This is a genomic window from Vibrio sp. ABH4_348 (assembly GCF_056159765.1).
On record NZ_JBSWVW010000001.1, the window covers coordinates 2,784,937 to 2,805,039 of the forward strand.

Genomic DNA, 20,103 nt, shown 5'->3' on the forward strand with positions numbered 1-20,103 from the left:
ATGCCTCTGCTCTAGCTATTTTGCCTTTTCTCTATCATAACTAAGTAGATAGGCGCAGTTCAGCCTTTTTGTTACCATCACCAAAGCAAATTTGAATTTGAGTAGCTGAATATGACTAAAAAACGTCTTTCTCGTGTTATCTATCCCGGAACTTTTGACCCCATTACTCACGGTCATTTGGATCTTGTCGAACGAGCTTCCGAGATGTTTGATGAAGTCATTATTGCGGTCGCCGCCAGTCCGAGTAAAAACACCATGTTTACCTTAGACGAACGAGTGCAGTTTGCACAAAGTGTTACTGCACATCTTTCAAATGTCACAACCAAGGGGTTTACTGGCCTGATGGTAGATTTTGCCAAGCAAGAACATGCCAATGTGCTGATTCGAGGATTGCGAACTACGGTCGATTTTGAGTACGAATTTGGCCTGACTAACATGTACCGACGCCTAATGCCCGGTCTTGAAAGTGTGTTTCTTACGCCGGCAGAAGAACACGCATTTATCTCATCGACCATAGTCCGAGAAGTCGCCATTCATGGTGGCGACGTTAGCGAATTTGTGCCCGAAATAGTTGCCGCTGCACTTAAGTCAAAAGCAAAAGTTTAAGCTGGCTGACAGTTAGGGCAATAGAAAGTGTTGCGCTGTCCTATCTTCATGGATTGAATCGTCTCATCACACGTACGACATTGCTCGCCATCTCGTCCGTATACTTGCAGTTCTTGTGCGAAATATCCAGGTTTGCCATCTGCCTGAGAGAAATCTTTTAAAGTAGTGCCACCTTGCTTGATGGCTATGGCAAGTACTTGTTTAATGGCCACTACCAACTTTTCCCATTCGACAATAGAGAGGCTTTTGGCCGGTCTTGTGGGAGCAACGCCAGCCATAAATAGAGATTCACACGCGTAAATATTGCCCACACCTACAACATTCGCGTTATTCATAATGAAGGTTTTAACTGCGACTTGTTTGTTTTGAGCAAGTTTAGCTATTTGGTCAACTGAAAATTCGTCGGTTAATGGTTCAGGTCCTAAGCTATCGAGTAGCTGATGCTGCTGATCTTTCTCTGCCCATAGCCAAGCGCCAAAACGTCTTGGATCGTTGTAACGCAATACCTTTCCGTTCGACAGTACCATGTCCACATGATCGTGTTTTTGCTCAGGTAGTTGAGTGTCTAGCACTCTAAGTGATCCCGACATACCCAAATGGACAACAGCCGTTCCTGCATGAGTATCAATTAGCAAGTACTTAGCTCGTCGACGAATTTGAGTGATGACTTGCCCTTCCAGCTGCTTGAGCTCAGCTGGAACATCCCACCTCAATTTGGGTGCGCGCAGAATCATTGACGTAATTTTTTGACCTACTAAATGCGGGCTAATGCCCATCCGACTTACTTCAACTTCAGGCAACTCTGGCATGACTCAATGACCACTTTAATTCATTAGTTCGCTAGGGTATCAAATAGTGGGAATCAACAGAAATTGCGATCCAGTCTTGTTGCCAGTTTTGCATCAACCAAAATTGATCCGTCATATACACAGTGATCCTTTGCGGCTCCTCTTGGCGTTGGTACCAGATTTCAATGGTGGAAGGGGCTGGTAAACCGGGTTTAAGTGCTGAGAATGATTCAGAATCGACAGCAGTTCCGACAAGAGATTGCCATCTTGTGGCCCATTCATCTGCATTCACCGTACTGAGAATATTACTCTGCCACTCACCATCAATCAGCTCTAGCTGCCAATCCCCAAAATACAAGGATTGCAATTCAGCATTTGGGTTGAGTAGATGTGGATAGAGCGGCGGCGATTGCTCAATAAGCCAGTGTTTAATAACCGTCGGTAAATTCAGAACTGAAATGAAAGCAATCACGGCAAAAATGAGTCGGTTATTCCACTTGCGACGGTGTTTGGCGTCCATACTTATTCGCTATCAATCAGTGATGGATAAAATATAACGATTAAAAAACAAAAAACCCAGCCGTTAGGCTGGGTTTTCAAACTTTCAAAGAGGCAATCAATTACTTGATTTTCGCTTCTTTGTAAACAACGTGCTTACGTACAACTGGATCAAACTTTTTGATCTCAAATTTGCCTGGCATGTTGCGCTTGTTCTTGTCAGTAGTGTAGAAGTGACCAGTTTCAGCAGTAGAAACTAGACGAATTTTCTCACGGGCGCCTTTCTTAGCCATTGTTTAATTCCTCTTATACCTTTTCGCCGTTAGCACGGATATCAGCAAGAACAGCATCGATGCCTTTCTTGTCGATGATACGCATGCCTTTAGCAGATAGGCGTAGTTTAACAAAACGTTTTTCGCTCTCTACCCAGAAACGATGAGTTTGTAGGTTCGGCAGAAAACGACGCTTAGTAGCATTTCGCGCGTGAGAACGGTTGTTACCCGTTACTGGACGCTTACCAGTTACTTGGCATACTCGGGACATGAATGTCTTCTCCAAAATCGTTTCAGCTCGATATCAACCTTGGTGGCCGAACCTCTTTCTCTAAACAAAGAAGTTGGAGGTTAAAAACCGCTATGGAAAATCCATACAAGGCTATCAAAGGTCGCGCATTATACTAACTTGACTAGCATTGCTCAAGACCCGAACAGATCCTTTTTGCGATTTTCGAGATCTTTTTAACCAGAGCTGATAAAGGTTCAAAAAATGTCGGCAGATTGTAGCAGAATCTAAGAAGCGAACAACAAAAACTTTGAACTCAAACCCTAATGCTGGCAAAGCTAGAGCCAGCCTCGCTCTGCAAAAGATGTCACCTCGCCATCACCAACGACAAAATGGTCCAAAATACGCACTTCAATCAAGGACAAAGCATCAACCAGTCGTTCGGTAATTTGTCTATCTGATTGGCTCGGCTCACTGATCCCTGATGGATGATTATGTGCCAAGATGAGTGACGCAGCGTTAAGCTCAAGTGTTCGCTTGACGACTTCACGCGGATGCACTGATGCACTATTAATGGTTCCTTCGAACAGAACCTCATCTTTTATTACACGATTTTGGCTATCGAGAAACAGTATATAAAACGCTTCTCGTTGGCGATCTCTGAGCACAGTCGACAAATATTGTTTGGTATGAGTGGGACTTGTTATAGAACCGCCTCGTTCAATTCTTTCGGCAAGGTAGCGCTTTGACATCTCGAGAATCGCTTGAGTCTGCACATACTTAGCCATTCCCAGCCCTTTATGCTGACAAAACACATCAATATCTGCCGAAAACAAGGCTCGTAGCGAACCAAATTCAGTTAATAGATGGTGAGAAAGTTGGATGACATTCATCCCTTTGGTGCCGGTTCGAAGAAAAATGGCCAGAAGTTCAGCATCTGTAAGTGCATGCGGACCAAACTGAAGCAGCTTTTCTCGTGGCATAGAATCAGTGGGAATAGAAGACATACAAAATCTACCAAGTATTTAACCTGACTTAATCTAATCTCAGTCGCTAGCCTAGCTCCACACAAGGCAAGGTATAAGTCGTAGTGGAATGTTGCACTTCCGACTGACAAAAAAACAAGCTGTAACTGAAGTGTCAATCAGGCATGGGGATTAGCGACTGACGTCAAAACTAAACTTACGCTAGTTTGTTTGCCAATTGCTTCGCCAATTGTTGGGTCAGAAATAATCCGTAAGCCAAAACTCCTGATGGTCATCATTTTCGAACCAGATAATAGCGTGGTATGGTTAGCGGCATAAATTTGAGGGAAAACAGATGCAAACATCGAACTTGAGTTTGGCCGGGAAAAAGATCTTGCTAGGGATCACTGGCGGAATCGCCGCTTATAAATGCGCAGATTTAACTCGTCGCTTAATTGAGCGTGGTGCAGAAGTCCAAGTCGTGATGACTGCTGCGGCTAAAGAGTTTATTACGCCTTTAACCATGCAGGCCGTGTCTGGACGCACGGTATCAGATAGTCTTCTCGATCCTGCTGCGGAAGCATCCATGGGTCACATTGAACTGGCGAAATGGGCTGATTTGGTTTTGATTGCCCCCGCAAGTGCTGACTTCATTGCTAGAGCAACCGCGGGGATGGGCAATGACCTACTTTCCACCTTATTACTTGCAACTGATTCCCCAGTTGCATTTGCGCCCGCGATGAATCAACAGATGTACCGCAATGTTGCAACCCAAAGCAACCTTGTCACTCTCAAACAACGTGGTTTTCATTTGTGGGGGCCGGCATCTGGCGAGCAAGCCTGTGGTGATGTTGGTCCGGGGAGAATGATAGAGCCACTTGAGCTAGTCGCGCACTGTGAGTCATTTTTTGCACCTAAGATTTTGAGCGGTAAAAAGCTGCTGATTACAGCAGGTCCGACTCGTGAAGCGTTAGATCCGGTTCGCTACATCAGCAATCACAGCTCTGGAAAGATGGGTTATGCACTGGCTGAGCAAGCGACCAAATTAGGTGCAAAAGTTACTTTAGTCTCAGGCCCTGTAAACTTAACTGTACCAGCGAACGTAGACATCGTTCCTGTGGAAAGTGCTCAACAGATGTTTGATGAAGTCATGCAACGGGCGCAAGACAACGCGATATTTATTGGCTGTGCCGCCGTGGCGGATTATCGCGCCGAGCAAGTCGCTAACCAGAAAATGAAAAAGAATGCCGATACGGATTCAATTACCCTGACTATGGTTAAAAACCCCGATATCCTTGCCAACGTCGCCAAGCTGAAAGAGTCGAGACCCTTCACCGTGGGGTTTGCCGCCGAAACCCAAGAAGTTGAAAAATACGCCAAAGATAAGCTTGCAAGAAAACAGCTCGATATGATCTGTGCCAATGACGTCTCTAAATCAGGTCAAGGGTTTAACAGTAACGATAACGCGATCACTCTTTACTGGCAAAATAGTAAGCGTACACTTACTCTCGCTCCAAAACACGACATTGCTCATCTTATACTTGAAGAGATTGCTGATAGGATGTCAGTCAATCCAGAGTAATTGAAGACAGGTGACTCTTAGAGTCCCAAACATTGTAAAAAGGAAGGAACGATTTCATGGCTGGTAACAAGAGATCAAACCGTCGCGAAGAAATTCTACAAGCGCTGGCAGAAATGCTTGAGTCTCATGATGGCGCAGCGCGAATCACAACCGCTAAACTGGCTAAGAAAGTTGGCGTGTCAGAGGCCGCTCTTTATCGCCACTTTCCAAGTAAAGCACGTATGTTTGAAGGCTTGATCGAGTTTATCGAAGAATCTCTAATGTCTCGCATTAACCGTATCTTGGATGAAGAAAAAGACACGCTAAAGCGCATTCGAATGGTATTGCAGCTTTTACTCGTCTTTGCCGAGCGTAATCCGGGCTTAACACGCATTTTGTCTGGCCATGCGTTAATGTTTGAAAATGAAAGGCTTCGTGACCGAATCAATCAACTCTATGAGCGCATTGAAACCTCACTACGCCAGATTCTCCGTGAGCGTAAACTTCGTGAAGAAAAATCTTTCCCAGTAGAAGAGTCGGTTCTGGCCGCACAGTTATTAGGACAAGTAGAGGGTAGCTTAAATCGCTTTGTTCGTTCAGACTTTAAATACCAACCAACCGAGAATTTTGAAGAGTATTGGTCGCTATTGAGCGCTCAAATCCAATAACATCATGACGCAGTATCCCGTATCAAAACCTCCGTTTACCCTGAGCTTATTGCACCCTAAATACTGGGGTGTTTGGCTTGGATTTAGTTTGTTGGCGCTTATCGTCAACCTGCTTCCTTATCCTGTTTTATATAAGCTTGGAAGAGGCATAGGAACGCTAGGTCTAAAGCTGGGTAAATCTCGAGCTAAAATTGCTCAGCGAAACATTGAGTTGGCCTTTCCTGAAATGCCAACTGAAGAAAGAGATAGGCTAGTTGTTGAAAACTTCAAAAACACTGGAATGGCTTTAATTGAAACTGGTATTGCTTGGTTTTGGCCCGATTGGCGATTAAAAAAACAGCTCGATATCAAGAATATAGATACATTGCTTAAGTATCAAAAAGAAGGCAAAGGTGTACTCTTATGTTGTGTACACGCCCTCAATCTAGAAATTACCGCTCGTGCGTTTGGAGTCATTGGGCTTCCCGGTTACGGTGCTTACCGTCCTCACTCCAATCCAGCTTACGAGTTTATTCAATACCGCGGTCGTTCTAGAAGTGGCAATGCACTTATATACCGCACCGATTTAAAACGAATGATTCGTTCAATCCGCAGCGGAGAACGCTTCTTCTATTTACCCGATCAAGACTACGGACATAAAAAATCTGTCTTTGTCCCGTTCTTTGCCGTTGAAGAAGCCTGTACCATCACTGGTACCAGTATTCTCGCCTACACTTCAAAAGGCGCGATTGTGACAGGCTCAGGGTTTCGCAATGCTAAAGGCAAATACGAAATCATCGTCAGTGAAGACTTAGAACCAGAATATCCAAAAGGTGATGAAGTTGCGGCCGCAACATTTATGAATAAAAAAATCGAAGAAGTTATACTTCGCGCTCCAGAGCAGTGGCTTTGGCTTCATAAACGCTTCAAGTCACTACCAGATAGAGCGCTCACAAACTCTCGTTATCAGTAACAAATAGGTTTTGCATGTCTCAGACAGAAAACAACACTGCTAAAAAAAGCAGTGTTGATAACTACCTACACAACCCAACCTTTCAATGGTCGTTCCTGCATCCTAAATATTGGGGTACATGGATTGGCATTTTTTTCGCCGCGTTATTTGCATTTATTCCCGTTGGCTTACGAGACAGTTTAGCCAGAAAGCTGTCTACCATTGTGGTGAATAAAAATGGCCGTGTGGTGCGCCGTGCTCGCACTAACTTAGAACATTGCTTTCCGGACAAGACACCTGAAGAACGCGAACATATTATTCGTGAGACGTTTGTAAAAGCTGCCCAATATTTCTTTGGTTATTCTGAGTTCTTAGCCCGTTCGACCAAGCACAATCAAAACCGTGGAGTGATGATAGGAGAAGAGAACCTAATCCCATTACTCGATGCAGGAGAGAAAGTCATCATCTTGGCTCCGCATGCTTGGGCTGTCGATTACCCAGGTGTCATGCTCGCAGCACGAGGCTATAAAATAACGACGATTATGAAGCCACAACGCGACCCAATTGGTGATTGGCTAATGCAAGTTCAACGCATGCAATACGGCGGTAGAATTTTTGCTCGAGAAGCTGGTGTGAAGCCGTTTGTTCGCTCAATCAAAGAGGGCTATGTAGGTTACTGGTTACCCGATGAAGATTTTGGCCCACAGAATTCTGTTTTTGTGGATTTTTTCGGTACAGAAAAAGCAACATTAAAAGGTTTTGGCAAGATGGCTCGCCTATCAAAAGCCAAAGTCGTACCGGTTCTTCCAGCCTACAATGAGAAAACTCGAAAATACGAAGTCCATATTCTGCCTGCGCTCGAAAACTTCCCGACCGGTGATGAAGAAACTGATGCTCGAGCAATGAATAAAGCAATTGAAGATATGGTGACACCAAGGCCAGAGCAATATATGTGGAATCTAGGTTTGCTAAAAACTCGCCGCAATGGTGAAGCACTTTACGACGACAGCCATTAAGATAACCAATAAAAAAAGCCTAGCGATTGCTAGGCTTTTTAGTTCTATAAAAGATTACTTAAGCGATTCCATATTCAGCTCGGTAAGCTTTTACCGCTTCAAGGTGCTCTAAGTTGTCACCCTTTTCTTCCAAGTAAGTGATTAGATCTGTTAGAGACACAATTGCAATGATTGAACAGTTAAAATCGCGCTCTACTTCTTGAATAGCAGATAACTCGCCCTTGCCTTTCTCTTGACGGTCAATCGCCACGAGCACGCCAGCGAGATCAGCGCCGTTGGCTTGAATGATTTCCATCGATTCACGAATGGCGGTTCCCGCGGTGATCACGTCATCCACTAACATGATACGGCCTTCTAACGCGCTGCCGACAAGATTTCCACCTTCACCATGGTCTTTCGCTTCTTTGCGATTAAAGCAGTATGGTTTGTCAGTATCATGGTGATCAGCCAGTGCGACCGCAGTAGTCGTAGCAATTGGGATGCCTTTGTAAGCTGGGCCAAACAACACATCGTAATCAATACCAGAGTCTGCTAGTGCAGCTGCGTAAAAACGACCCAGTTTCGCCAAATCGCGGCCTGTATTAAACAAACCAGCATTAAAAAAGTAAGGGCTCTTACGACCAGACTTCAAGGTAAATTCACCAAACTTCAACACTTCTTTTTCAAGGGCAAATTCAATAAAGTCACGCTGGTATGCTTTCATCTTCTTCTCTCTTATTACTCACGCTTATCTCTAAGCAAAAAAATAGCTCCTTTCGGAGCTATTTAACAAAAATTATTCGGCTAACGCGCTTTTCTGCGCGGCGACGATCTCACTAATACCTTTTTGGGCTGACTCTAAAAGCCTCAAAAGCTCTTCATGGCTGAACGGTTCACCTTCAGCGGTACCTTGAACTTCGATCATCTTACCTTGCTCGGTCATAACTACATTCATGTCTGTATCAGCTGCAGAATCTTCGACATATTCAAGGTCGCACAAGACGTTTTCACCTAAGATACCTACAGATACAGCCGCAACATGACCTTTCATCGGGTTCTTTTTCAACTTTCCTGATTCAACCAAATGAGCAAAGGCGTCAGCCATCGCAACACTTGCACCACTAATTGATGCCGTACGAGTTCCGCCATCAGCTTGAATTACATCACAATCCACGGTGACCATGATTTCACCCATCGCTTGTAAATCAACAACAGCGCGCAAACTACGGGCAATTAAGCGTTGAATTTCCATAGTGCGGCCACCTTGCTTACCACTGGCTGCTTCGCGTCGCGTTCGCGAGTGAGTGGCACGTGGCAACATACCGTATTCCGCTGTCACCCACCCTTTACCTTGGCCTTTTAACCAACGAGGTACTGATTCTTCAACCGTGGCATTACACAATACTTTGGTGTTCCCAAACTCTACCAACACAGAACCTTCTGCATAAGCGGTGTAGTTACGAGTGATTTTTATTGGGCGAACTTGATCCGCTCCACGGTCATTTGGGCGCATTGGCAGTTACCTTTATGTGCAACCTGATAGGGATTGGGGGCAGATTATAACCAAGAAGCTAGGTAAACAAAAGTAAGCAAACAAAGTCAGTTAGCCTTAGTGGCTGTACCTAGGTCACTACCAAAGCCAACTGTGTGTGCTACCATGCTGTCAGTTAAAAATATCATCAGAAGGTATTCAATGATCTACAGCATGACTGCGTATGCGCGCAAAGAGATCAAGGCAGACTGGGGCACAGCGGTGTGGGAAATCCGTTCTGTGAACCAAAGGTATCTAGAAACGTATTTCCGTATGCACGAACAGTTTCGTGGTTTAGAACCACTACTGCGTGAACGTTTTCGTAAGCGTCTAGCGCGAGGCAAAGTAGAGTGTAGCCTGAGATTCGAGGCAAACCCAGCCGCTACCGCCGACTTGTCCATTAATGAAAACCTTGCAAAACAGGTTATTAGCGCTGCCAACCAAGTCATGAATCTAACAGGTGAGCAAAGCCGCATCAATCCATTTCAAGTGATGCAATGGCCGGGCGTGATGGAAACGCCAGAGCAGGATATGGACAGCATAAATACTGACTTACTTGCTGGTTTTGACGAAGCGTTAAGTGAGTTCATTACTGCACGTGGCCGCGAAGGTGAAAACATGAAAACGCTCATCGTTCAGCGTCTAGATGCGATTACCGATGAAGTAGTTAAAGTAAGAGCTCGTATGCCAGAAATCATTGAATGGCAAAGAGAGCGTTTATTTAGCAAGTTTGAAGATGCAAAAGTTGAACTAGACAGCTCTCGTGTTGAACAAGAACTCATTCTATTGGCACAAAAATCTGATGTAGCAGAAGAACTTGACCGCCTAGATTCACACGTTAAAGAGACGAAAAGCATCCTCAAGAAAGGTGGCGCTTGTGGCCGTCGCTTAGACTTCATGATGCAGGAGTTTAACCGTGAGTCGAATACTCTCGCTTCTAAGTCAATCAGCACCGACATCACTGCATCAGGGGTAGAACTCAAAGTGCTAATTGAGCAGATGCGCGAGCAAATTCAGAACATAGAGTAAGTTAAGTAAACTGGATTAAAAGGCCGCTTAATGCGGCCTTTTTTAGTCTTTTAACGAAAAGCTAATGGGGACTGTCCAAGGCACTGTTTTGCCTTCTATATTAGAAGGTAACGTTGGTAGAGGCTCCGCTCTTTTTAACATTGCTAATGCTTCTTGGTCTAGGGAAGCGGTACCACTACTTTTCACTAGCATCGAACTAACTACGTTACCGTCTCGATCCATCACAAATCGAATCACTGGCATACCTTGTCGTTTTTGACGCCGAGCTAATCTTGGATACTGTTTATGAGCATCCAAATGAGCCTGCAACATCCTGCGCCATGTTAGCTTGGCTTGTCTTTGTTGCTCACTCAACTGCCCTACTCTGGGAGCCGACGTCGCATTACTTTGATTGTTACTTTTTATTTGTCGCTTTGCCGAATCAATACTGTTCTTTGATTCAACTTCTCTGATTTCAATATCAGGTAGAGGTTTTTCAAGCTCTTTTACTGGTTTAGGTAGCACTTCCTTAGGTTTAGGCGGAATGGCTTTTTCTACCTTCTTAGCAACTGGTACTTTCTGGAGTTCAGTTTTCTCTGGTGGTGGTTCTTTTTTAGGTTCAACTTTGGTTTCAGACTTCGCAATCAGCTCGGCAGGCTCCGCGACTTTAGGTGCCTCAACCGGAGAGGGGGCTGATTTTGGCTCTGGCTCTGGCTCTGGCTCTGGCTCTGGCTCTGGCTCTGGCTCTGGCTCTGGCTCTGGCTCTGGCTCTGGCTCTGGCTCTGGCTCTGGCAGTGTGGGTTCAGGTTCACGAGGTTGCAAGGACGGCGCACTTTGTGTCGAGTCTATGTCCTGTGGAGTATCAATATTGGTATCTTGGTTACTCGCCACGGGCGCAACCAGAGTTAAAACGATTGGCGCTGCCTCTGAACTAGCTCGAACAATTCGACTGGGTTTATAGAGAACAATCGCCAAGATCGCTAAATGCGCTACCACACTGACCAAAATACCATATTGCCAAAGCGGCCTTTCTCGGTACTTGCTTGGCAAAGAAGAAGTAAACGGATTAAAAGTGGGCGAGCTTTTCTTCAAAAAACGACTAAACAACACAGATTTTCAACCTAACTTTCACTGGCTAGTCCAACTAAAGCGACTTTGGTGTAGCCATTCGCAGCAAGTACATTCATTAATTTCATTAGGTCGTCGTAAACTAAGCCTTTATCCGCACGCAAATAAATCACAGTGTCTTTTTTAGAGAGAACCTGACTCAATACATCAGGAAGATTGTCCAAAGTTGTATTGTTGTCTTCACCAATAACAAGATTGCCTTTTTCTTGTACCGTTAGGTAAAACAAGTCACTGGCTTTAGGAGGTGATTTCGCTGATGACGCTGGCAGCTCAACGGGAACATTGACTGTTGCTAAGGGCGCGGCAACCATCACTATGATCAATAACACCAACATCACGTCTACAAAAGGAGTAACGTTGATCTCGTGGTTAGCTTGTAAGTCATCATCACCAGATTGAGGTTTAAATCCCATGATTAACCTACTTTCTGAAGTGGAGACACGTCGAGACCATCTTCAGTCAGGTCATCTTTACCTTTTCTGTCTAAATCCCTGCTCAATAGAATCAAAATTGCCGCAGAAATATCCGCTAGACTTGCACGATATTGCGCAATTTGGCGAGTGAAATGGTTATACATCATCACGGCTGGAATCGCGGCAACCAGACCAATCGCAGTCGCTAATAGGGCCTCAGCGATACCGGGAGCGACGACTGATAGGCTGGTGGTGTTAGATTTTGCGATACCGATAAACGCATTCATAATTCCCCAAACCGTACCAAACAGACCGACAAAAGGTCCTACCGAACCAACACTTGCCAATGTACTGGTTCCTTTTGCCATTTCGCTGCTGAAATGCGCTTGGATTCTCTCTAAACGAATTTGGGTACGCTCTTTGATACCGTCATCGCTGGTTTGTCCTTGATGAGACACTTGCCATTCCTTTACAGCACCATCCAACAAGCTTTTTCCCGCCATGGATTTAAGGTCTTCGATTTCACCGGCTTTAGTTAAGGTATCTACCTCTAAAAGGTTTTGAGCTGCCTGCCTCGCATACTTGGTAGCTTTCGATAATTGCAATTGTTTGCTAAAGGCAATGGCCCAAGTAACAAATGAAGCAAAAACAAGCATCAACATGACAGATTTCACCACCCAATCGGCAGCGTAATACATGCCTATTGGTGACAGATCATGAATAACATTGGCTTCCACATTAGAATAATCAGTAGGAAGTAATTCGGTACTATCGGTATTCAAGGAAGAATCTACTGAAACAGGGGCTGAATCCAAATGTGCAGTTTCAGAGTCGGCAACCAAACTTGTACTTTCAGCATTTGAATCAACAAGTAACGTAGACGATGTTTCGTTAGAAGTAGCCGTTTTATCTACTGTTTTAATTTCTGGTGCGGCTGTTTCTAGAAGAGAGGTTTCTTTAAGAGAAGTTTCTTGAAGAGAAGCTTGTTGAGAAAGCGTTTCCTGCGAATGTGCAATTGCGACTGGAAGTAGTAGACCAATCGTAAGTAGCCACTTATTTCTTTTGTTTTTGTTAGCCATGTTTTGACGTCGTTAGTAATGTCAACGCGGACAGAATAATCAGCGATGAACATATCAATGTATTAGTGCTTACCTTTACTACCGAATCAAAACGTAAAACCCGTAAAGAAAATTAGAAAAAACCTCAAAAGAATTTTAAGCCACTGTTTTTAATTAAAATCTTTTCTCTATTTTTAACGTGACGTCGTTTTTTTTGTGAGTCCTTAGCCAATCAATATTACTATTAACTCGACTATGATTAACCGCTAATACAGGTGTTAGACCTTTCCATTCGAATGCTGGTACTCTTAAACTTGCGCTGTGATTTTGCTCAAAGTCATTAATCCTTCCTCCCATAAAACGGTTCACCTCATCATAAGTACGACGCTTGAATGAACTGGAGATTGTTAAATCTAGGTGTTTATTCAATTTGTAGTTTGTACCCAACCTAGCACCATAAAGATTGTATGAAAACACGTTCTGGTGGGTATCTTTTCGTGATACGTCGACGCCACCAAAGACTAGAAAGTTGGAAGTTAGCTGATTCCAATACAATGTACTTACAGAAGATAGTGACCCATCTTCATGACTCTTGTTTTTTGGCCTGTATTCTTGATACTCGTGTTTTAGATCGATTTTGAATGCACTTTTAACTGTCGGAAACGTCATCCAACTGATATCAAAACCTTCGGCAACATATAAGGTTTGGTTGTCTGTAGAAATCCATTCTAATCTCGGACCAAACCCCCAGCGATATTTGGCAGATTGATTGCTATAACCAACAGAGTTAACGAGTCTGTGATGGTTGTGATAACGCTCGTTGTGGTAGTTTTCCGATAAGCCAAAGGCATCCCATTTAATGCCATGATTTCCACTAAGTGACCAACGTTTAGACAGTGTTCCGTCCGCAACAACTCCAGCGGTTTTTATTTTCTTTTCCGTTGAACGGCATCGTCTTTCCACTTCCATCTTGCCGTTATTTAAAACAATGACATAACCACATTCTTCAAAGTTGGATGTTTTATTTAAGTTATCGGTGTACTTTCCACCAACAGAAAAAGTGCCATTGAGTTTGTCGCGTTTAATCGCAGCTTCTGAGAATAAAGAAACCGTTTTTCTTACACCATCTGCTCTAGGATCATCAGGTAGCCCTTGTGCAATTTCATCAAAGTGCTGTAAGGCGTCAGTGTTTTTGTAGTTTTCAAATTGAACACGTGCCAATTCAAGCTTACCCAATAAAAATTTGGGTTGAATATCTAGAAGACTCAGAAAGGATTGTTCCGCTTGTTCGAATTTTCGTTGAGTGCGAAATAGATTACCTTCTGCGTAGTGCACCAGCATGGCATCTGGCTGATCTAGTGCCTTATAGCGAATTAGTAGTTGCTCTGCCGCTAACCAATTTTTTTTCTGAACCATGTAATGCAGAGCTTGACCCAATTCAGAAGCCGTGTTGGGAATGGCATCTAAATCAATGTCTGGCGATGACTGGCTGGCGTGATCTTTTGCTCTCTCTTCTTTGAGAAGTTCGTCTTCCTTTTCCTTTTGATGACGCGATTGGGTCTCTCTAACCTCTCTTTGTAAGTCGTTGTTAGAAATAGAACTAGAGTAAGAACCGAGGGAATCAGCAAGGCTATGGTTAGAAGCAAAAAGCACTGTAAAAAAAAGTGAGCACGAAGCTAAAAATTTAAAGTTTAGAAAAGAAATGTACAGCAGACGCATTCAACACCACAACAAGACAAATACAAGGATTGTGAAAACAAATTGGCAGGGTATTTACCCTGCCAATTAACTAAGTTTGAAAGTTACTTAGTTTTTTGTACCGCCGTAAGCTGTGTCGTACTGGCTGTCAGCAAACGTCGCAATACCTGCTAGCGCCGCAGCTTCAGAGCCGAAGAAGTGACCTTGTGCATTACCAAATGCAAGGTCTTGTCCCTGCTGCGCAAAAGCCAAACCACTAAATGAAGCGTCGGCAGAGTTGATACTTGTGAATACACTTACCTTTAACGAATTATTTTCGATAGAACCGTTAAGTGACTGAGTACCAAAGTTTGCGGTAAATGTACCTGCAAGTTTGTTTGTACCATTAAACTTGTTTACACCTTCAACAGTATAGGTTGCAACACCTGAAGCTGGTACGGTTGTTCCTGTGTTATCTCCAACATAATAAACCGTGCGGTTTGCCCAGTTAGTGTTTGTACCGCCAGCAGCCCATTCACCAAACCAAACATCTTGGTCCGCCACTTGGCCAAAGTTCCACGTAGATTTTCCAGCATGCGTATCACCTAGAACATGGATGCCGTCAGTTTGAGTTGCTGAAGCAGTTAAACCTTGAAAATCAACCATTCCACGTGGACTAAAACCGATACCTGCACGACCTGAAACATGAGGACCGCCGTCAACTGTAGACTTACCAACAAATAGAGAACCGCTAGTGGCACCATCAAAACCTGCGTTTGCCGCACCTGCAACTGTCATAACCGCTGCTGCAATCACTGAAAGAGTAACTTTTTTCATATTTCATTCCTTTTTAGGTAACTTTCTAGAGGGACTATCCCTCACTTAAAATGGCTTCTTTAGAAGCTTTCATCCTATGTACCGAATGAAAAAATGAAACCCTCAATTATTCTTAGAATTTACCCTTAAATTTCATGCTAATAGTACGGCCAGGTGCCGGTAAACCAGCGCCTGATGATGGCTCCATATAATATAGATTGAACAAGTTAGTCCCCACTAACTCAATATCAAAGTGATCATTAAATTCATAACCAATATAGGCATCAAAAGTTAACGAGCTGTCTCGTTGAATTTTGTCTTCCGAGTCACTTTTCGATGAATAATGTGTTCGGAAACCTGTCTCCAAACTTTGATTAAACGTTCTAGCGCCAAGATGTAATGTTGCAGAGTGCTTTGGTGGTGACGTATAAGACAAATAACTTCCACCGCCATAGCCACCTCTAACACAAGTTTGAATTGGTTTACTAGGATCAGTTAAATGAAGTTGAATCGACTGATAACTATCGCAAACTTCGTTCTCATAGTTGTAAGCGGCAGAAAACTCGCCGTAGTAATTACCGGTATCATAATCCGCCTGAAGTTCAAATCCACTAACTGTATGTTTATCGATACTGACAAAAGTAACACCTGTCGTTGACCCATCTCCTCTGTCACGATCCATCATATTGTCAGTTTTTTGAGTAAAGTGGCTTAGCTTAATATTACCTTTATCTAAATAGTGAACGTAGCCAACTTCGAATAATTTGCTGCGTTCGTTGTTTTGAGCGGAATCAGGTATTGGACTGGCAGAAAAACCGGTTGTGCTTTCGAAAAGACTTGGGAAACGAACAGCTTGAGTGTACTTTGCATATACCTTGTTCCTCATATCAAGTTGCCAACCAACTGCGAGTGAAGGCATCCAAGCGGCACCACTCGATTTATGGCCTGTTCTACTTTCAAATTCCCCTAGGTCGACCTTTTGTAAAGTGCCTGACTTTAAGTTTTCCATCTTACTTTTGTATTCAGCGATACTGGTGTCTTGTGTTACTACATACTGATGAGATTCGGTATAAGAGGTTTGTGACCTAGCAAGATTTTCCGCATTCTGTTTTATTTCAGCAAGAGGTGTGACGGCTTCAGCTAAAAGGTTTTCAAGGTTGGTTTTTTTAGCTTGAAGCGCAGGCCGTTCAACATTTTGTATATGAAGTCCACGAGCATGTAAAGCGCCCAATTCGGCCAAATTGCCAGCCAACATCGCAGCATTAATCTTGGCTGGTAGCTCGGCCCATTCAATATCGAGAGCATTTATTTTGGTGTTCGTATCGTTGAGTTCTTCCTGTTTGATTGTCCTAGTTAATTGAGTATCGTTCCAAGTATCCGTAGCTTGCTGAACTGCGGCATCAACCCGTGCTTGCATTTCAGACTCGGTGTAGACATGTTCCGTATCATAAGACAGTGTATAGCCGTCAGCGGCCCAGTATTGTGCAAACTTATCTTGCTGCCCAGAATCTATCGCGTACTTGATTACATCATCTTCGGCTTTGAATCGACCATATCTAAGCCCAGCATCTACTTGAATGTGAGACTTTGGACGCCATTTAGCGGTTATGCTGCCTTTAAATTCTTCTCTCTCACCAGACCTAATGCTTCCTTTTCTTTCCTCTATCATCTGAACTAGATCTCCTTTCGGAGTTAAAACATGTCTTTGGTAGTCTGCCGAAAGCGTTAGGTCTAATTTGTCGGATATTTTTTGTGTGTTCTTTGCATTAATACCATAGCGGCGTTCTGTTTTTTCGTTTCTAGCTCCGTTATACAAGATGTCATTGGCATCTGGATAGTTAGGGGAATTACTCCCTGTGTTATCCGCGATATCAGACAAGGTTGCCCACAAACCTACTTCCATATCAATCGAGGGATTACTAGGATTGAAAGAGAAATCTGCATTATAGGCCTGAAGTTGTACTTTACTTAGGGGCCATTGTGGCATCCCATCTTTGGTTCTGTTCTCAGCTCGGGAAGCAAACATTTCTCCGTGAATTGATTCTGTGTATCTAGCACCCAAACTTAATTCCGAGACAGTGTTAAACTTTAAAGCTCCCTTTAATAAATAGGATGTCATTTCAGAGGAAGTGTTATGTACTTCTTGACCTGGTAGATGGCAAGACGCAACCCAATATGGATTCAACTGTGTTTGTCGACTAGCCGTGGGGCATTCTTCTTGTCTGTAAAAATCTGACCCATTTTTCCCAGAAAAATAATTTCCTCGCTTTCTATAGGCATAAGCTGTCAGCCATTCAAGGCGCTCATGTTTGCCTGCAATCGCCAATCGCGCAGCACCATCCTCACCATTTAACGGATTATCCGTCCGATCCCTCGGATGAAAGAGTAGAGCTGGATCTTGATACTGGAACATAGTCCGAAGCTGATTCATATCTATGCCATTTCTGTTGACATAATCAATGTAGAAAGGCACTTGCTTAAAATCTTGGCCACTAAACAACTGTGGCTCTCTAGGTGAGATAGAGTTACTACTCGACTCCAAAACAAGTTCCATTCCAAACTTATTACCGTCTAGCAAAATATCGTCAGCTGCAAGTGTTGAAATCGCAATGCCGCCACCGACAGACGTACTCATATCTGGATCAATTGCGGGGCCCTTTTGCACTTTCATCGAACCAACCAAATTAGGGTCGAGGTAGTTTCGGTTTCCAGCTCCGCGATACCCCTTGTAAGCCGTCACCGCTTGTTCCGTACCATCGATAGTTACAGGAACACGACCCGGTCCTTGAATTCCTCGTATGTTCGGATCTATTGAACCAGAAGCTCGGCCATCTGCACTGTATGCGTTAGCTACACTGGTAAATAAATCTGTGGCACTCGAACCTTTAAATCTTTCTACTTCTTCTTTGTTTACATAGGAGGTTGAATTGTTTTGATCGTATACATCCCACTCGCCTTGCTCATCACGGCTAACTTCAGATTGGCTTTCAACTTGAATGGGGTCGAGGGTAAATTCGTCTGTCTCTAAATCAATAAGAAAAGAGCCGTCATTTTGTGGTGCAGCGTCCAATCCTGTATCTTTTAGCAACAATGCAAGAGCTTGCTCTATATCGAATTCGCCTTGTAGACCTGGGCTGTATAAACCTTGGGTTAAGCTGGCATCGACATAAAATTCCACACCGGAATCTACGGCAAATTTACTAAGAACGGTATCCAGCTCTCCAGCTGGTATATCAAGATTGACTTGGGCAATGGCTGACTGAGAAAGTGACAAACTGATCGCCGCAGCCAACAAAGAGGTTGGCTTAAAATGTATACGCGCGAGTTTCAAAACTACATCCCTGATTAGAATTATTGAATTACGCATCTACACCGAGTGAGATAATAAAACCCTCAACAAAAAGTCATTTTTTTGTCACAGTCAGCAGAGCGACAAAACAAAGAATGAATAGCTTTAAGGTTTTAACGACGTGGTTGAATGGACACCCATAATGGAGTGCGGTAATGAAGTTCGATTGGAAGAATATTCGTTAAGTTGGCCAACGTATTATCGACATCCTGAGTAGAAAACACGCCAGTTATCCTCAGTTCGGCCACTTCTTTAGCAACATGGATATACCCGCGACGATAATTGCCAATACGCGCAGCAAACTCATGTAAGGCTTCATTTTTTGCCAAAAGTTTGCCGTCTACCCAGAGTAAATCGAATGGGTTATTTGCTTGTATTACTTGAAGCCCTGTTGCATCAAATATGAGCTGGCTACCTTGCTCAACTAATTTAGAGAAACCATCAATACTGGTCACTCTTACCTTACCTTGGTACACACTGGTTTCTGCAAAGGTATCGTGTTTCTTTACGGAAAATACAGTACCAATAGGAGCAACAGAACCATATTGACTCGACACCGTTAACGGTGAGGATCCTGATTCCACAACCACTTCACCTTGCTCCAAATACAATGTTCGGCCAAGTTCAGTTTTGATCAGTTTGGCACGAGCATTTGAGTTGAAAGCTAGCTTGGTACCATCAGATAAAATGTGCTTTTGAATTTCACCCGCTACGGTTGCAAAGCCGGTTTCTGCTGAAGAGACAAACCAATCTTTACTCAGGTATAAGGATGAAGTCAGAACCGCTCCAGCACATAAAAATGACCTCCTAGACACGTCTTTACGACGTGTACGAACCAACACTTTACGGCTCATTTTTGGATTGGGGACAGAGCTAAATCGCTGCTGAATGCTCTGAAGTTGTTGCCAAGCAAACTCATGAGACGGACTCTGTGCCCGCCAACGAGTTAACTCCTGCTTATCCACATCACTGACATTGTCCGACCACATTCTCGCCATCCATAATGAGGCTTGCTCAATGGTTTGTTTCGAGAGTGGTGGGGGAGAAATTGCTTGCTCGGAAAATTCAGGCATTGATGTTCTCTACGACCAAGTGTTCATCATAGACATCATGCAAGCTTGCAACGCTTTGGCGACGTATTTTTCTACAGAGGATACGGATACCCCCATTTGGGCGGCAATTTCTTTGTAAGACAACCCTTCCATTTGTCTCAACAGGAAGGCTTCTCGCGCTTTGCTAGGCAGGCGATTAAGCAAGGTATCAATCTCGATAAGAGATTCAATCATTTGTGTTTTTTCTTCTGGCGAGACAGCTACAGGCTCAGGCTGTTGAGCGATATATTCAAGATAAGCCGATTCAACGCGCTTACGGCGATAGTTATCAATCACTAAGCCTTTGGCAATATGTGTCAGATACCGTCGCGAATCTTTGGTCGAAGGCAAGCTACCTTTAACCAATAAACGCATATAAGTGTCTTGAACTAAATCTGCTGCTGCTTCAGGACATCCCATTCGTCGCTGAATAAACATAGATAACCAGCCTTTGTGTTCAACGTACATTTCTTGAACACTTTTCATTGTTGCCGGATTCAAAACCGCCATTGTTTGATA

General features: G+C 43.7%; 21 protein-coding genes. 6 read left to right on the forward strand and 15 right to left on the reverse strand.

What is annotated here, in order from left to right:
- The first annotated feature begins 111 nt into the window (after positions 1 to 111).
- Positions 112 to 606 (forward strand): pantetheine-phosphate adenylyltransferase, encoded by a 495-nt coding sequence (gene coaD / locus ACXAFJ_RS12760; RefSeq protein WP_475323828.1) that lies wholly within the window; start codon positions 112 to 114, stop codon positions 604 to 606.
- Here the strand turns inward: coaD and mutM are convergent.
- The 5 genes from mutM to radC form a co-directional block, all read right to left on the reverse strand.
- The gene (mutM, locus tag ACXAFJ_RS12765; RefSeq protein WP_475323829.1) at positions 603 to 1,415 is read right to left on the reverse strand and encodes a bifunctional DNA-formamidopyrimidine glycosylase/DNA-(apurinic or apyrimidinic site) lyase; all 813 of its coding nucleotides are present in this window, start codon (positions 1,413 to 1,415) and stop codon (positions 603 to 605) included. The genes coaD and mutM overlap by 4 nt on opposite strands.
- 31 nt (positions 1,416 to 1,446) lie before the next feature.
- Complete coding sequence (locus ACXAFJ_RS12770; protein ID WP_475323830.1) at positions 1,447 to 1,914, reverse strand: hypothetical protein; 468 nt, start codon at positions 1,912 to 1,914, stop codon at positions 1,447 to 1,449.
- A gap of 100 nt (positions 1,915 to 2,014) precedes the next feature.
- On the reverse strand, positions 2,015 to 2,185 hold the full coding sequence (gene rpmG, locus ACXAFJ_RS12775) for a 50S ribosomal protein L33 (protein WP_475323832.1): 171 nt from the start codon (positions 2,183 to 2,185) through the stop codon (positions 2,015 to 2,017).
- A 13-nt stretch (positions 2,186 to 2,198) separates the two neighbouring features.
- Positions 2,199 to 2,435 carry a 50S ribosomal protein L28 gene (gene rpmB, locus ACXAFJ_RS12780; protein ID WP_475323833.1) on the reverse strand — a complete coding sequence of 79 codons (237 nt, stop codon included), beginning with the start codon at positions 2,433 to 2,435 and terminating at the stop codon, positions 2,199 to 2,201.
- A gap of 296 nt (positions 2,436 to 2,731) precedes the next feature.
- Entirely contained in the window at positions 2,732 to 3,400 is a 669-nt protein-coding gene (gene radC / locus ACXAFJ_RS12785) for a RadC family protein (RefSeq protein WP_475323834.1), read from the reverse strand.
- Between the two features lie 313 nt (positions 3,401 to 3,713).
- On the opposite strand from radC, the gene coaBC reads away from it, so the two are divergent.
- From coaBC to lpxM, 4 genes are read left to right on the forward strand one after another with little or no spacing between them, the layout of a single operon-like run.
- Positions 3,714 to 4,940 carry a bifunctional phosphopantothenoylcysteine decarboxylase/phosphopantothenate--cysteine ligase CoaBC gene (gene coaBC / locus ACXAFJ_RS12790; RefSeq protein ID WP_475323836.1) on the forward strand — a complete coding sequence of 409 codons (1,227 nt, stop codon included), beginning with the start codon at positions 3,714 to 3,716 and terminating at the stop codon, positions 4,938 to 4,940.
- A 56-nt stretch (positions 4,941 to 4,996) separates the two neighbouring features.
- Positions 4,997 to 5,587 carry a nucleoid occlusion factor SlmA gene (gene slmA / locus ACXAFJ_RS12795; RefSeq protein ID WP_475323837.1) on the forward strand — a complete coding sequence of 197 codons (591 nt, stop codon included), beginning with the start codon at positions 4,997 to 4,999 and terminating at the stop codon, positions 5,585 to 5,587.
- 4 nt (positions 5,588 to 5,591) lie between these two features.
- The gene (gene lpxL, locus ACXAFJ_RS12800; RefSeq protein ID WP_475323838.1) at positions 5,592 to 6,539 is read left to right on the forward strand and encodes an LpxL/LpxP family Kdo(2)-lipid IV(A) lauroyl/palmitoleoyl acyltransferase; all 948 of its coding nucleotides are present in this window, start codon (positions 5,592 to 5,594) and stop codon (positions 6,537 to 6,539) included.
- 14 nt (positions 6,540 to 6,553) lie between these two features.
- Positions 6,554 to 7,534 carry a lauroyl-Kdo(2)-lipid IV(A) myristoyltransferase gene (gene lpxM, locus ACXAFJ_RS12805; RefSeq protein WP_475323840.1) on the forward strand — a complete coding sequence of 327 codons (981 nt, stop codon included), beginning with the start codon at positions 6,554 to 6,556 and terminating at the stop codon, positions 7,532 to 7,534.
- A 58-nt stretch (positions 7,535 to 7,592) separates the two neighbouring features.
- Here lpxM and pyrE read toward each other — a convergent pair whose 3' ends face one another.
- Positions 7,593 to 8,237 (reverse strand): orotate phosphoribosyltransferase, encoded by a 645-nt coding sequence (pyrE, locus tag ACXAFJ_RS12810; RefSeq protein ID WP_475323841.1) that lies wholly within the window; start codon positions 8,235 to 8,237, stop codon positions 7,593 to 7,595.
- Positions 8,238 to 8,309: 72 nt separating this feature from the next.
- On the reverse strand, positions 8,310 to 9,026 hold the full coding sequence (rph, locus tag ACXAFJ_RS12815; RefSeq protein ID WP_475323842.1) for a ribonuclease PH: 717 nt from the start codon (positions 9,024 to 9,026) through the stop codon (positions 8,310 to 8,312).
- A gap of 180 nt (positions 9,027 to 9,206) precedes the next feature.
- Between rph and ACXAFJ_RS12820 the strand changes: the two genes are divergently transcribed.
- Entirely contained in the window at positions 9,207 to 10,073 is an 867-nt protein-coding gene (locus ACXAFJ_RS12820; RefSeq protein WP_475323844.1) for a YicC/YloC family endoribonuclease, read from the forward strand.
- Positions 10,074 to 10,115: 42 nt separating this feature from the next.
- On the opposite strand, the gene ACXAFJ_RS12825 is transcribed toward ACXAFJ_RS12820, so the two are convergent.
- From ACXAFJ_RS12825 to ACXAFJ_RS12860, 8 genes are all read right to left on the reverse strand, one after another.
- Positions 10,116 to 11,162, reverse strand: a complete 1,047-nt coding sequence (locus ACXAFJ_RS12825) for an energy transducer TonB (RefSeq protein ID WP_475323845.1) — start codon at positions 11,160 to 11,162, stop codon at positions 10,116 to 10,118.
- Between the two features lie 11 nt (positions 11,163 to 11,173).
- Positions 11,174 to 11,593 carry a biopolymer transporter ExbD gene (locus tag ACXAFJ_RS12830; protein ID WP_475323846.1) on the reverse strand — a complete coding sequence of 140 codons (420 nt, stop codon included), beginning with the start codon at positions 11,591 to 11,593 and terminating at the stop codon, positions 11,174 to 11,176.
- 2 nt (positions 11,594 to 11,595) lie between these two features.
- Complete coding sequence (exbB, locus tag ACXAFJ_RS12835) at positions 11,596 to 12,672, reverse strand: tonB-system energizer ExbB (RefSeq protein WP_475323848.1); 1,077 nt, start codon at positions 12,670 to 12,672, stop codon at positions 11,596 to 11,598.
- 153 nt (positions 12,673 to 12,825) lie between these two features.
- Positions 12,826 to 14,304, reverse strand: coding sequence for a surface lipoprotein assembly modifier (locus ACXAFJ_RS12840; RefSeq protein ID WP_475323849.1), 1,479 nt, complete (start codon positions 14,302 to 14,304; stop codon positions 12,826 to 12,828).
- 153 nt (positions 14,305 to 14,457) lie between these two features.
- Positions 14,458 to 15,165, reverse strand: coding sequence for a Slam-dependent surface lipoprotein (locus tag ACXAFJ_RS12845; RefSeq protein WP_475323850.1), 708 nt, complete (start codon positions 15,163 to 15,165; stop codon positions 14,458 to 14,460).
- Between the two features lie 112 nt (positions 15,166 to 15,277).
- Positions 15,278 to 18,475: a TonB-dependent receptor gene (locus ACXAFJ_RS12850; RefSeq protein ID WP_475323852.1), complete on the reverse strand. Its 3,198-nt coding sequence runs from the start codon at positions 18,473 to 18,475 to the stop codon at positions 15,278 to 15,280.
- A gap of 131 nt (positions 18,476 to 18,606) precedes the next feature.
- On the reverse strand, positions 18,607 to 19,566 hold the full coding sequence (locus ACXAFJ_RS12855; RefSeq protein WP_475323853.1) for a DUF4880 domain-containing protein: 960 nt from the start codon (positions 19,564 to 19,566) through the stop codon (positions 18,607 to 18,609).
- A 9-nt stretch (positions 19,567 to 19,575) separates the two neighbouring features.
- A complete protein-coding gene (locus ACXAFJ_RS12860; RefSeq protein WP_475323855.1) occupies positions 19,576 to 20,094 on the reverse strand; it encodes a sigma-70 family RNA polymerase sigma factor in 519 nt (172 codons plus the stop codon).
- Positions 20,095 to 20,103 lie beyond the last annotated feature (9 nt).

Coding starts and splice junctions, on each gene's coding strand:
- coaD (WP_475323828.1), top strand. CDS start 112: ATGACTAAAAAACGTCTTTCTCGTGTTATCTATCCCGGAACTTTTGAC.
- mutM (WP_475323829.1), bottom strand. CDS start 1,415: ATGCCAGAGTTGCCTGAAGTTGAAGTAAGTCGGATGGGCATTAGCCCG.
- ACXAFJ_RS12770 (WP_475323830.1), bottom strand. CDS start 1,914: ATGGACGCCAAACACCGTCGCAAGTGGAATAACCGACTCATTTTTGCC.
- rpmG (WP_475323832.1), bottom strand. CDS start 2,185: ATGGCTAAGAAAGGCGCCCGTGAGAAAATTCGTCTAGTTTCTACTGCT.
- rpmB (WP_475323833.1), bottom strand. CDS start 2,435: ATGTCCCGAGTATGCCAAGTAACTGGTAAGCGTCCAGTAACGGGTAAC.
- radC (WP_475323834.1), bottom strand. CDS start 3,400: ATGTCTTCTATTCCCACTGATTCTATGCCACGAGAAAAGCTGCTTCAG.
- coaBC (WP_475323836.1), top strand. CDS start 3,714: ATGCAAACATCGAACTTGAGTTTGGCCGGGAAAAAGATCTTGCTAGGG.
- slmA (WP_475323837.1), top strand. CDS start 4,997: ATGGCTGGTAACAAGAGATCAAACCGTCGCGAAGAAATTCTACAAGCG.
- lpxL (WP_475323838.1), top strand. CDS start 5,592: ATGACGCAGTATCCCGTATCAAAACCTCCGTTTACCCTGAGCTTATTG.
- lpxM (WP_475323840.1), top strand. CDS start 6,554: ATGTCTCAGACAGAAAACAACACTGCTAAAAAAAGCAGTGTTGATAAC.
- pyrE (WP_475323841.1), bottom strand. CDS start 8,237: ATGAAAGCATACCAGCGTGACTTTATTGAATTTGCCCTTGAAAAAGAA.
- rph (WP_475323842.1), bottom strand. CDS start 9,026: ATGCGCCCAAATGACCGTGGAGCGGATCAAGTTCGCCCAATAAAAATC.
- ACXAFJ_RS12820 (WP_475323844.1), top strand. CDS start 9,207: ATGATCTACAGCATGACTGCGTATGCGCGCAAAGAGATCAAGGCAGAC.
- ACXAFJ_RS12830 (WP_475323846.1), bottom strand. CDS start 11,593: ATGGGATTTAAACCTCAATCTGGTGATGATGACTTACAAGCTAACCAC.
- exbB (WP_475323848.1), bottom strand. CDS start 12,672: ATGGCTAACAAAAACAAAAGAAATAAGTGGCTACTTACGATTGGTCTA.
- ACXAFJ_RS12845 (WP_475323850.1), bottom strand. CDS start 15,165: ATGAAAAAAGTTACTCTTTCAGTGATTGCAGCAGCGGTTATGACAGTT.
- ACXAFJ_RS12855 (WP_475323853.1), bottom strand. CDS start 19,566: ATGCCTGAATTTTCCGAGCAAGCAATTTCTCCCCCACCACTCTCGAAA.
- ACXAFJ_RS12860 (WP_475323855.1), bottom strand. CDS start 20,094: ATGGCGGTTTTGAATCCGGCAACAATGAAAAGTGTTCAAGAAATGTAC.